Here is an 11,840-nt window from a genome sequence, read left to right on the forward strand (position 1 = left end):
CGTCAGTCGATCAACCTTACCTTCACGTACGATCCCGGCGCCTCCTCGAGCGCGGGCAGGTCGCCGTGGCCGGGAATGCGGGCGGGAACCTTAGCACCGGATTTCTCCGAGAGCCATTTGTCCCAGTCGTTCCACCACGAGCCCGGGAACTCCGTGGCGCCGGCCTTCCATTCCTCGAGCGTCGGCGGATTCCGGGGCGTCTCGTTCAGCCAGTGCTGGTATTTCTTGGCGTGCGGCGGATTGACGACGCCGGCAATGTGGCCCGACCCGGCCAGCATGAAGCGCACCGGCCCCGAGAAGAGCTGGGTCGCTTTGTAGACCGATCTGGCGGGCGCGATGTGGTCGTCCTTGCCGGCCTGCAGATAGACAGGGATTGCGACCTTACGCAGGTCGATCGGCACGTTGTCGATGACCAGGCCGCCCGGCTTCGCCAGCAGGTTCTTCTGATACATGTTGCGCAGGTAATAGCTGTGCATGGCCGCCGGCATGCGGGTCGCATCGGCATTCCAGAACAGGAGGTCGAAGGGAAAGGGGTCCTTGCCCATCAGATAGTTGTTCACGACGAACGACCAGATGAGGTCGTTGGCCCGCAGCATGTTGAAGGTGGTCGCCATCTCCGTGCCGTCGAGATACCCCTTTTTGCTCATCATCTGCTCGATGCCGGCGAGCTGGTCCTCGTCGATGAAGACACCGAGCTCGCCCGGTTCGGTGAAGTCGACCTGTGCGGTGAAGAAGGTGCAGGCAGCGATGCGGTTGTCGCCTCGCGCCGCCATGTAGGCGAGTGTTGTCGCCATCAGCGTGCCGCCGATGCAGTAACCGATCGCCGAAACCTTCCTCTCGCCCGTCGCTTTCTCGATCGCCTCGAGCGCGGCGAGCGGGCCTTTCTTCATGTAATCTTCGAAGACGAGATTGGTCAGGGTCTCGTCCGGATTGACCCATGAGATCACGAAGACGGTGTAACCGCGCTCGGTCGCCCACTTGATGAAGGAATTCTCGGGCTTGAGGTCCAGGATGTAGAACTTGTTGATCCAGGGCGGGACGATGAGCAGCGGCATCGCATAGACCTCGTCGGTCCGCGGCGCGTACTGGATGAGCTGCATCACCTCGTTCTGGTAGACGACCTTGCCCGGCGAGGTGGCGACATTCTCTCCGACCTTGAAAGCCTTCATGTCGGTCTGGCGTATGGCGAGCCGCCCCTTGCCGCGCTCGAGATCGGTGAGAAGGTTCTGCAGTCCCTTGAGCAGGTTTTCGCCCTTGCTGTCGATCGTGGCCTTGACAACCTGCGGGTTCGTGAGCGCGAAGTTCGACGGCGACATCGCATCGATGAACTGGCGCGTGTAGAACTCGACCTTCTGCGCGGTCTTGTCGTCGACGCCTTCGACTTCCTTCACGGTGCCCTGCAGCCAGCGCGCCGTCAGAAGGTAGGACTGCTTGATATAGTCGAAGATCATGCCGTCATTCCAGGCGGGATCCTTGAAGCGCTTGTCGCTCCTGGCCGGCTCGACCACGGGCTCGACCTGCTGGCCCATCATGCGCTGCGCGGTCGTTTGCCAAAGCTTCATGTACTGCTGCCAGAGCTCGACCTGGGCCTGCACGAGCTTGTTGGGGTCGGCCAGCATCTTGGCCGTGAAGTCCATGAAAGTATGAGTAAGGTGCAGCGGGTCGGCCGGCTGCGGTCCCTCCGCTGCGTAGCGTTCGGCGAACTCCTTCAAAAGCTTCTGGCTGCGCTCGGCGATATCCTTGAATGCCACCCGCAGCTTTTCGGTCTCCGCCTCGGAGAATCCGGGAGCAGTGCCGGCGGGGCCGGGAGGTGCGGAGGTGTCCGACATGGTTTCCTCTCCTAAGTCATTGCTTTTGCCGCTTTTCTTGCGGGAATGGCGACATCCAGATACTATAGCTTGTGCTGCCTTATCCGGGCTGCCAAGAGCTTCCTTTCCTTTAGGTAGGCTGCGACAACTGACGGGTCAAACTTCTCTCGATCTTGATTAAACAGCGCGGTCAGGGTTCAGGCAGGTGAGGACGATGCAAAAACGACGGAGCAGGATCGCGACGGGCTGCTTTCACGCTCTCCTCGGCGTGTCGGTTCTTGCTCTTCTCTCCGGCTGCGGCTGGTTCGACAGCAGCTCGCCCGCAGATATGGCCAAGGTTCGGCCGGGAGCCGAGCAGAACGTGCCGGTGAGCGCGAGCTTGCCACCGCCGGCGGCCAACCAGCAGTACGATCCGCCGATCGCCCCCGTGGACGACATGCGCGACACGCCCAAGATCGGCTCGATTGTTCCCGAAAGCGGTGGCCAGAAGGCGCAGATCGAGAAGCAGGACAAGGAAGAAGCAGCCCGCGACGCCGAGGAGCGTGAGGCTCGAGAGAAGGCCGAGAAGGCGGCCAAGGAAGCCGAGACGGACGCAGGGGGCAAGCAAGCGAACACGACCGGCGACAAGGCCGGCGAGCCGCCGACCCAGCCGGTCGCGCCGCCGCCGGCGCCGGTCTCGAGCATGCCCGTGCCGCCGCCCTCGACCGACGCTGCGCCCGCCGCTCCGGCGGCTCCGACGCCGCCGACCGGCGCCAAGCCGGCCGGATCCTGACGGACGCGTTCGTCCCCTCTGAGCGCACAAGGAACAATCAATGGACGACCAGGAATTCCACCGCCTCAAGCGTCTACCGCCCTACGTGTTCGCGGAAGTGAACGCCATGAAGGCGCGTGCCCGTGCCGCGGGCCAGGACGTCATCGATCTTGGCATGGGCAATCCGGACCTGCCGACAGCGCCGCACATCGTGGCGAAGCTGGCCGAAGCGGCCGCTAATCCGCGCGCCCATGGCTACTCGGCCTCGCGCGGCATTCCGGGCCTGCGCAAGGCCCAGGCCGCCTATTACCAGCGCCGTTTCAACGTCGATCTCGATCCCGAGGCCGAGGTCATCGTGACGCTGGGATCGAAAGAGGGGTTGGCGAATCTCGCGCAGGCGATCACGTCGCCGGGCGACATCGTGCTGGTGCCCAATCCCAGCTATCCTATCCACCCCTACGGCTTCATCATCGCCGGCGGCTCGGTGCGGCACATTCCGGTACCCGGCAGCACCTCCACGGCGGACTTCCTGTCGGCGCTCGAGCGCGCGGTGCGGCATACCGTGCCCAAGCCCATCGCCTTGGTGCTGAACTATCCCTCCAATCCGACCGCGCAGGTCGTCGATCTCGATTTCTACGCGGCGGTGGTGGATTTCTGCAAAAGGCAGAACATCTGGATCCTGTCGGATCTCGCCTATGCGGAGATCTATTTCGACGGCGTGCCGCCGCCATCCGTGCTGCAGGTGCCGGGCGCGCGCGAAATCGCGGTCGAGTTCACCTCCATGAGCAAGACCTATTCGATGGCCGGCTGGCGTATCGGTTTCGCGGCCGGCAACCGGACGCTGATCCAGGCCCTGACGCGCATCAAGTCGTACCTCGACTATGGTGCTTTCACGCCGGTCCAGGTGGCGGCGACCGCGGCGCTCAACGGGCCGCAGGACTGCATCGTCGAGGCGCGCAATACCTACAAGGAACGCCGGGACGTCGTGATCGACGGACTGAGGACGGCCGGATGGCCGCTGCCGTCGCCCTCGGCCAGCATGTTCGCCTGGGCGCCGATCCCCAAGCCCTTCGAGGAGCTGGGTTCGCTCGCCTTCTCGAAGCTCCTGCTCACGCAAGCCAATGTCGCGGTATCGCCAGGCATCGGTTTCGGCGAGCACGGCGACGGATATGTCCGCATCGCATTGGTCGAGAACAAGCACCGCATCCGACAGGCCGTCCGCAACATCCGGCAGGTACTGGCCGATCCGTCCAAGGCGATCGACCTCTATCTGCGCGGCGTCGGGGACAACATCACGCCCCTGAAGGCTCGCGCCTGATCCTTTCCTCACGTATCAGGCAGTCATGGCCTCTCCTCTCAGAATAGGCGTTGCCGGCCTCGGCACGGTAGGCGCCGGCGTCGTCAAGCTGCTGGCCGAGCATGGCCGGCTGCTCTCCCTGCGCGGCGGCCGTCCGCTGAAGCTGGTGGCCGTCAGCGCACGCAGCAAGACGCGCAAGCGCGGCATCGATGTCTCCCATTTGCGCTGGGAGAGGGACCCGCTGGCGCTTGCCACCGCGCCCGACATCGATGTCGTGGTCGAGCTGATCGGCGGTTCGCGCGGCATCGCCCGGCAGCTCGTGCAGAAGGCGCTGGCATCGGGCAAGCATGTCGTCACCGCCAACAAGGCGCTGCTGGCCATGCATGGCGCCGAGCTCGCCGCGCTTGCCGAAAAGAAGGGAAGGATCCTCGCGTTCGAGGCGGCCGTGGCCGGCGGCATACCGATCATCAAGGCGCTGCGAGAAGGCCTGGTCGGCAACCGGGTGAGCCGCCTGTACGGCATCCTGAACGGCACTTGCAACTATATCCTCACCACCATGCGCGAGACGGGGCGCGACTTCGGCGCCGTGCTGGCCGAGGCGCAGGCGGCAGGCTATGCCGAGGCGGATCCGAGCTTCGACGTCGACGGCATCGACGCCGCGCACAAGCTCGCGGTGTTGACCGGCGCCGCCTTCGGCTGCCGTGTGAACTTCGCGGGCGTCCATGTCGAAGGCATCCGCCGCGTCACCTCCATGGACATCCAGTTCGCCCAGGAGCTGGGCTATCGCATCAAGCTGCTCGGCCTTGCGCGCGAGACGAAATACGGCATCGAGCAGCGCGTCCATCCCTGCATGGTCTCGCTCGAGGCGCCGATCGCCCATATCGAGGGCGTGTTCAACGCCGTGGTCGTCGAAGGCGACTTCGTGGGCACGACCATGTTCCAGGGCCGGGGCGCTGGGGAGGGGCCGACGGCTTCCGCCGTCGTCGCCGATCTGGTCGATGTGGCGCGCGGCCGGGACATGCCGGCCTTCGTCGTGCCGGCCAACCGGCTCGCAGCCAAGAAAGTTTCACCCATGGGGCGCCATATTGGCGCCTATTATATGCGCCTGATGGTGCAGGACCGGCCGGGCGTGATCGCGGCGATCTCGGGCGTGCTTGCCAGGGAGCGCATTTCGGTCGAGTCCATGCTGCAACGTGGCCGGTCGCAGTCGGGCGAGGTGCCGGTCGTGCTGACGACGCACGAGACCGAGGAGGCGGCGATGCAGCGGGCGGCGGCGCGCATCGGCCAGTTGCGGGCGGTGGCGGAGGAGCCCTGCCTGATCAGGATGGAAGCGCTCTGAAACAGGCGCTCCGGGAGACGACGGAGGAAACGATGGCGGACGACACGGGCAAGATGGATCGCAACCTGGCGCTGGAGGCGGTGCGGGTCACGGAAGCGGCAGCGCTGGCGGCCTCCAAGCTGATGGGGCGCGGCGACGAGAAGAAGGCGGACCAGGCGGCCGTCGATGCGATGCGGACCACGCTCAATTCGCTGGCGATCGACGGCACGGTGGTGATCGGCGAGGGCGAGCGCGACGAGGCGCCGATGCTCTATATCGGCGAGAAGGTGGGCTCGGGCGGTCCCAAGATCGACATCGCCCTCGACCCGCTCGAGGGCACGACCATCACGGCCAAGGGGCTGCCCAATGCGCTCGCGGTCATGGCGATGGCCGAGCATGGCGGCTTTCTCAATGCACCCGATGTTTACATGGACAAGATTGCCGTAGGCGGCGGCCTGCCCGACGGCATCGTCGACCTCGACAAGACGCCGGCCGACAACCTCAAGGATCTCGCCAAGGCCAAGAAGGTCGAGGTTTCCGATCTGGTGGTCTGCATCCTCGACCGGCCGCGCCATGCCGAGCTGATCGCCAAGGTGCGCGAGGCAGGCGCGCGCATCATGCTGATCGGCGACGGCGACGTCTCGGGCGTCATCGCCACCTCGACCGGCGATTCGGGCATCAGCATCTACATGGGCTCGGGCGGCGCGCCGGAGGGCGTGCTGGCGGCGGCGGCGCTGCGCTGCATCGGCGGCCAGATCCAGGGCCGGCTGCTGTTCCGCAACGACGACGAGAAGAACCGTGCCCGCAAATGGGGCATCAAGGATCTGAACCGCAAATATTCGATGACCGACATGGCCAAGGGCGACGTTATGTTCGCCGCCACCGGCGTCACCTCGGGCTCGATGCTGAAGGGCGTGCGGCGCTTCGGCAACGGGGCGGAGACGCATTCGATCGTCATGCGCTCCAAGACCGGCACCGTGCGGTGGATCTCCGCCAATCACAATTTCTCGATAAAGACTGGCCTGCCAAGCTGGGCTTAGCCATTCTTGGCGACTGCGGCCCCGGGCGTCACCTGGCCGGGCGCCGCGGCCGGCATGAAAACAGCAGGGAGCGCCTTCGCCGTCGCGTGCTTGTCGTGGCTGGCCGTGCCGGCCGCGGCGCAGGATGCCTGCGGCCTCGTGCCCTGGGCCGTGGCGCGGGATCCCGATCCTTTCTCCGCCTACATTCCGCACATCGACAGCGCCCAGTCCTTGCCCAAGGAGGGCGTCTTCGCGCTGAAGCTGCGGCCGGTCGCCGACGTCATCTATCCGGTCGCGCCGGCGCGCGGCAGCGACAGCGGCAAAGGCGGCATCGTCACGCTGGAGTACATTCCGGCCGGCCGCTACCGCATCGTCCTGTCGGAGGTGGGCTGGGTCGATGCGGTCCAGGACAACAAGCGGCTGCCGATCCTCGCCTCGGATCGCGCCACGAACTGCCCGGGCACGCGCGAAAGCGTGCAGGTCGAGGTCAAGAGCGAGCCGCTCACGCTGCAGATCGGCGGCGTGAAGGCCGACCACGTCAACATCGCCGTGCTGCGCCTCTGGCCGTTCGAGTGGAAGTGGTAGCGCGCGAGGGGGCAGCATTCCGACACTTTGCCCACAGGCGGCGGCCACCGCCGGGTGGCGTGCTCGCGACCGGCGGGTAGAGTGCCGGGCATGTCCTCCGATGTTCGCGCCGCCCGCGCCGCCTTTCTGGGCGTCGAGCGCTCGCTCACCGGCCGACGCTGGGCCGAACGCCTGGCCGACGAACGCATGGCGCTGGCCATGGCGCAGCGGCACGGCCTGCCCGAGGCCATCTGCCGCCTGCTGGCGGCGCGCGCGGTCGATCTCGAGGGCGTGCCCGACTTCCTCGAACCGACCCTGCGCAAGTTCCTGCCCGATCCATCGCATCTCAGGGACATGGACGTCGCCATCGAGCGGGTGGTGAGGGCGATCCAGGCCGGCGAGCGGATCGCGATATTCGGCGATTACGACGTGGACGGCGCGACCTCCTCGGCGCTTCTGCTGCGCTTCTTCCGTAGCGTCGGCGCCGAGGCCTGCCTCTACATTCCCGACCGCCGCAAGGAAGGCTACGGCCCAAACGCCGGGGCGCTGCTCGGGCTCAGGGAGGAGGGGACGGCGCTCGTCGTCACCGTCGATTGCGGGGTGACGGCGCACGAGCCGCTGGCCGAGGCGAAGCACGCCGGCCTCGACGTGATCGTGATCGACCACCATCAGGCCGAGATCGCGCTGCCGCCCGCAGTGGCGGTGGTCGACCCCAACCGCGTCGACGAGGCGAGCCCGCACAAGCAGCTCGCCGCCGTGGGCGTCGCCTTCCTGCTCGCCGTCGGCGTCAACCGCGCCCTGCGCGCCGGCGGCTGGTATGGCGCGGCGCGCCCGGAGCCGGACCTGCGCCAGTGGCTCGATCTCGTGGCGCTGGGCACGGTGGCCGATGTGGTGCCGCTCACCGGCATCAACCGCGCCCTGGTGCGCCAGGGGCTGCGGGTCATGGCCGATCGCGCCAATGCCGGTCTCGCCGCCCTCGCCGACGTGGCGCGCCTGCGCGAGCCGCCGGGGGCCTATCATCTCGGCTTCCTGCTCGGGCCCCGCGTCAACGCCGGCGGCCGCGTCGGCCAGGCCGATCTCGGCGCACGCCTGCTGGCCAGCGACGATCCGCACGAGGTCGGCGCGCTGGCGCTCAGGCTGGACGAGTTCAACGCCGAGCGCCGCGCCATCGAGCGCGCCGTGCTGGACCAGGCGATCCAGCATATCGAGCGCACGTACGGTGCGGAGCGCCAGGGACTTCCGTCCGCCTTGGTGGTGGAAAGCGAGGGCTGGCATGTCGGCGTGATCGGCATCGTGGCGAGCCGGCTGGTCGAGCGCTACGGCCGGCCGGCCTTCGTGATCGGCATGGACGGCGAGATCGGCAAGGGCTCCGGTCGATCGGTGCGCGGCGTCGATCTCGGCGCGGCGGTGATCGCCGCCCGCCAGTCGGGACTGCTGGTCAACGGCGGCGGCCATGCCATGGCGGCGGGCCTCACGGTGGCGCGCGAGAAGGTCGGGGCGCTGGCGGTGTTCCTGGACCAGCGCGTGGCGCCGCAGCTCGGTGCGGCACCCGCCATCCGCGAGCTCGGCATCGATGCGGCGCTCTCGCCGGGCGCGGCGACGCAGGAGCTGGTCACCATGATCGAGCGCGCCGGCCCGTTCGGCGCGGGCAACGCGCTGCCGCGCTTCGCCTTGACCGGCGTGCGCGTCGACTATGCCCAGCCGGTGGGCGACGGCCATGTCCGCTGCACGCTGGTGGGACAGGAGCGGGGGCGCATCGACGCCATCGCCTTCCGTGCCAGCCAGACAGCGCTCGGCCCCGCCTTGCTCGATCGCACGAGGCCCATCCTGCATGTCGCGGGCGCCCTGCGCCTGGACCGCTACAACGGCCGCGAGAGCGTGCGTCTGCAGATCGACGACGCGGCATCGGCTGCCGGAACGGGGCCGGGCTAGGCCTTGTCGGCCTTCTCGATGCCTTGATTTCGGCGGTCGGCCCCGTTACACCCACCCGCTCTTGCCGCCGCCTCGTCCCCATCGTCTAGAGGCCTAGGACATCGCCCTTTCACGGCGGTAACAGGGGTTCGAATCCCCTTGGGGACGCCACTCCCGAACAAAAGAGAGAACTTCGGGCGGCGACTTGACGGTCCGCGGTTCGCGAGTTTCTCCAGAATGGCGGGAGAACCTTCAAGGCGGATCGAGTGATGGTCGACAGTGACGCTGTCGAGCAGGAGCTTCATATAGGCCTGCCGCAGCTCTTGGGGGCCCTGGGATAGGCGGCGTCGCCTTTCGATCGACAAGTCTTGAGCTTTTCCGCTGACAGGTCTGTCCGTCCAGTCTGCAGGTTCTCCTGCAACCGGGCGATGTCGCGGTCCAATTCACTCCTTTGCAGGCGGAGGGCGACAAGGCGCTCGCGCAACTCGGGAGCATCCGGCTCCATAGCGCCGTTTTCGACCAGCGCCAGCAGCCTGGCGACAGAAGCGTCTGCGCGATTGCGCGCGTCCCGAGCCTGTCGGAGCTTATCGCGCCGGGCCTCGCGCCCCGCTTTTCGCGCTGGGCCAAGAGCGGCGTGTGGAAGAGGATGTTCGAGCTTCTGGCGGCCGATGCCGACAACGAATACGCCATGATCGACAGCACCATCGTGCGCGCCCATCAGCACAGTGCCGGCGCCCAAAAAAAGGCGGCGAGGATCAGGCGATCGGGCGCAGCAAAGGCGGATTGAGCACCAAAATCCACGCTCTGGTCGATGCCTTGGGCAATCCGCTCGCCTTCTTTCTGACCTCGGGCCAAGCCCATGACCTGCAGGGTGCAGATACCCTGCTTTCCCACATGCAGGCTGATACTCTGCTGGCCGACAAAGCCTTCGATGCCGACGAACGCGCCATCAAACCTCTGCTGGCTGCTGGCAAGACGATCGTCATTCCGCCAAAGAGCAACCGCAAAGCCCGGCGTCCTTTCGACAAAGAGGTCTACAAGGCCCGCCACCTCATCGAAAACTTCTTCTGCAAGCTCAAACAATTTCGCGCCATTGCCACCCGCTACGACAAGACCGCGCGCAACTTCCTCGACGCTGCCATCATTTGGTTCAATTGAGGACAGGCCCTAGGCAAGGATTGTCCCCGCGACGAGCGGCACACGTGGCGGCTCAAGGATTTCAAGTCGGATAGCTGCGTCCTTTACCGCAACAACAACAGATGGGTTGGTTTCAAGGATCGTCCCGGGACCTTCAGCAGGCGCCAAGTGAAGCGTTTCGACCCTGCCAACAAGGATTTTCTCATCAGCCCAAAGAAAGAAGGCCCCTGGATAGGGTGGGGCCAGTGCACGGACGAATCGGTCTATCTCGACGGCTGTCCGCGAGAAGTCGATCCTGCCGTCTTCGGGTCGCCGGCGTGGCCAGTAGGAAGCCAGGCGTTCATCTTGATCAGTCCATGACAACGTGCGCTCGGCCATCCTCATTCCCAGGCGTGCGCCCAGCTCAAAATGAGCCAGTCGTGCCTTCTCAAAAAGAGTCGTCGCTGTTTCCGTCGGATCGATTGGAATCGGGAGTTGATCGACAATCCCGCCGGCATCAGCCGCTTCCTCGAGCAAGAAGGCGGTGACTCCCGTGCGCTTCAACCCCTTGATGATCGCCCAGGGAATGGGCGCCCGTCCCCGACCTTCAGGAAGCAACGTTTGGTGCATCCCAATGCAGCCGTACAACGCGGTGTGACGTGCCAGACCTCGATGTTTCGACTTCGGGATATCGAGGATCGCCGATGGCGCCAATTCAGACCACCCTACGATCACCAAATAGTCGGGGGCGGACTCGCGAAGGAGGTTCTGTGCCGCTTCGGTCTTGATCGACCGAATGTACTCGATAGGGACTTCGCTCTTGGCCGCGAAAGGCCCCAAGTCGTTGTATCCCACCGTTACGCTCGACTTGACCTGATCCAAACAAGCCAGCAGGGAGCACTTGAGCTTCGTTCCATATTCCGGAAGTCCGAGAATCGCTCGGAACGTCGCTTCACCGAATTCGTGGCCTGTTACGAAGGCAAATGTCGCTGGAGATGACCGAATGAACATCGCAGGCCTCATCTTCGCATGCTGACTTCATGCAGTACGACTTGGCTTTTCAATTCAGACGACGATTCGCACGACCTTGAACGCTTCGGCATACTCGCATCCATTCTGGCTGCCACGGAACCTAGCAAGTGCCATGCAGGCATCGATTGATCGTGACGGAGCGTGATTCAATTGCGACGCGTAAGATGCGAGCGCGGCCTTCTTCTGCGTCATGTGCCTCGTCACGTCGACGAAGAGTTCGGGAACGAATGCGGGCTCAATTCCCGGGGCATTCCAATGCGTTTCCGACAGCGTTTCGTAGGCAAGGATCGCTGTCGGCGCGGCCGGATGCGAGGGCCGACAGGCTACGACACAGGCGTCGAAGATGACCCGGTGATCGACATGGCGATCGGGAAACGGGATCAGCACCATTTCCGGCGCCGCACTGCGAATAAAGCCTTCGATCTGGCCATTCAGCGTGGCGACTGGCGTATCTCTTACCAAAGTTGCCGGGATTGCGAGGAATTGTGAGTTTGCCACGCCCATGATCTCGAATGCCGCCTTGGCCTCCTTTCGGCTGGTTTCGAAGACGTCGCGATCGTAGAGCGGCGGCAAATGGCCTGAGACAACAAGGACCGAGACTTCCGCGCCGAGATCGGCGAAGCGCGCAATAGTTCCTCCGCACCCCAAAGTTTCGTCATCTGGGTGGGGGGCTACGACAACGAGTTTCTTCGGCGTCATCATCAATAGCGATAGTGTCTCAGGCATATGCCAAGATTGCCAGACCTGTCTGCCGCACTGCGCTCATTGACTGGTTGGCAGATGCGCCGGCAATCCGGAATGATGGCTTTCCTCTCGTTGTTACGCCTCTGCGATGCCGCGGATATCGTTCGTCTTGGCCTTCTCGACCTGCGGCACCGATGAAGCTTGGCGCATTCGCCGCCGCTCCATTCAGCCTCCTTTCTTGGAACGGTGGAAAGCGTGTCTTCGCGACGGGATAGTGGCCCGCCGGCCGCCCTATTGGGCGATACGGTCGTGGCCGCGCAGTTTAGTGCCGCCAATGCGG

At 65.2% G+C, this 11,840-nt stretch carries 11 protein-coding genes and 1 tRNA gene; 9 read left to right on the forward strand and 3 right to left on the reverse strand.

The genetic code is table 11. From position 1 onward, the window contains the following. Window positions 1–2 precede the first annotated feature (2 nt). Entirely contained in the window at window positions 3–1,829 is a 1,827-nt protein-coding gene (gene phaC, locus OJF58_RS23065; protein WP_300780197.1) for a class I poly(R)-hydroxyalkanoic acid synthase, read from the reverse strand. 193 nt (window positions 1,830–2,022) lie between these two features. Between phaC and OJF58_RS23070 the strand changes: the two genes are divergently transcribed. The 9 genes from OJF58_RS23070 to OJF58_RS23110 all read left to right on the forward strand — a co-directional run bounded on the left by OJF58_RS23070 (window position 2,023) and on the right by OJF58_RS23110 (window position 9,826). Next, window positions 2,023–2,580 (forward strand): hypothetical protein, encoded by a 558-nt coding sequence (locus tag OJF58_RS23070; protein WP_300780199.1) that lies wholly within the window; start codon window positions 2,023–2,025, stop codon window positions 2,578–2,580. A 40-nt stretch (window positions 2,581–2,620) separates the two neighbouring features. Beyond that, the gene (locus OJF58_RS23075) at window positions 2,621–3,877 is read left to right on the forward strand and encodes an LL-diaminopimelate aminotransferase (protein ID WP_300780200.1); all 1,257 of its coding nucleotides are present in this window, start codon (window positions 2,621–2,623) and stop codon (window positions 3,875–3,877) included. 25 nt (window positions 3,878–3,902) lie between these two features. Then, entirely contained in the window at window positions 3,903–5,195 is a 1,293-nt protein-coding gene (locus OJF58_RS23080; RefSeq protein ID WP_300780201.1) for a homoserine dehydrogenase, read from the forward strand. Between the two features lie 32 nt (window positions 5,196–5,227). Continuing rightward, on the forward strand, window positions 5,228–6,214 hold the full coding sequence (gene glpX, locus OJF58_RS23085; protein ID WP_300780202.1) for a class II fructose-bisphosphatase: 987 nt from the start codon (window positions 5,228–5,230) through the stop codon (window positions 6,212–6,214). 6 nt (window positions 6,215–6,220) lie between these two features. Continuing rightward, a complete protein-coding gene (locus OJF58_RS23090; protein WP_300780204.1) occupies window positions 6,221–6,778 on the forward strand; it encodes a hypothetical protein in 558 nt (185 codons plus the stop codon). Between the two features lie 90 nt (window positions 6,779–6,868). Continuing rightward, window positions 6,869–8,689 (forward strand): single-stranded-DNA-specific exonuclease RecJ, encoded by a 1,821-nt coding sequence (recJ, locus tag OJF58_RS23095; protein ID WP_300780206.1) that lies wholly within the window; start codon window positions 6,869–6,871, stop codon window positions 8,687–8,689. 74 nt (window positions 8,690–8,763) lie between these two features. Next, a tRNA-Glu gene (locus tag OJF58_RS23100) sits at window positions 8,764–8,839 on the forward strand. Between the two features lie 280 nt (window positions 8,840–9,119). After that, window positions 9,120–9,455 (forward strand): hypothetical protein, encoded by a 336-nt coding sequence (locus OJF58_RS23105; protein WP_300785416.1) that lies wholly within the window; start codon window positions 9,120–9,122, stop codon window positions 9,453–9,455. Next, complete coding sequence (locus OJF58_RS23110) at window positions 9,350–9,826, forward strand: IS5 family transposase (RefSeq protein WP_300785380.1); 477 nt, start codon at window positions 9,350–9,352, stop codon at window positions 9,824–9,826. Before OJF58_RS23105 ends, OJF58_RS23110 begins: the two co-directional genes overlap by 106 nt. Before the next feature lie 9 nt (window positions 9,827–9,835). Here the strand turns inward: OJF58_RS23110 and OJF58_RS23115 are convergent, their stop codons facing one another. Beyond that, the gene (locus OJF58_RS23115) at window positions 9,836–10,795 is read right to left on the reverse strand and encodes a methionyl-tRNA formyltransferase (protein ID WP_300780207.1); all 960 of its coding nucleotides are present in this window, start codon (window positions 10,793–10,795) and stop codon (window positions 9,836–9,838) included. 54 nt (window positions 10,796–10,849) lie between these two features. Then, window positions 10,850–11,518, reverse strand: coding sequence for a PIG-L deacetylase family protein (locus OJF58_RS23120; RefSeq protein ID WP_300780208.1), 669 nt, complete (start codon window positions 11,516–11,518; stop codon window positions 10,850–10,852). Between the last annotated feature and the right edge of the window lie 322 nt (window positions 11,519–11,840).

The sequence above is a fragment of the Enhydrobacter sp. genome, from assembly GCF_030246845.1.
Taxonomy (GTDB): Bacteria; Pseudomonadota; Alphaproteobacteria; order Reyranellales; family Reyranellaceae; genus Reyranella.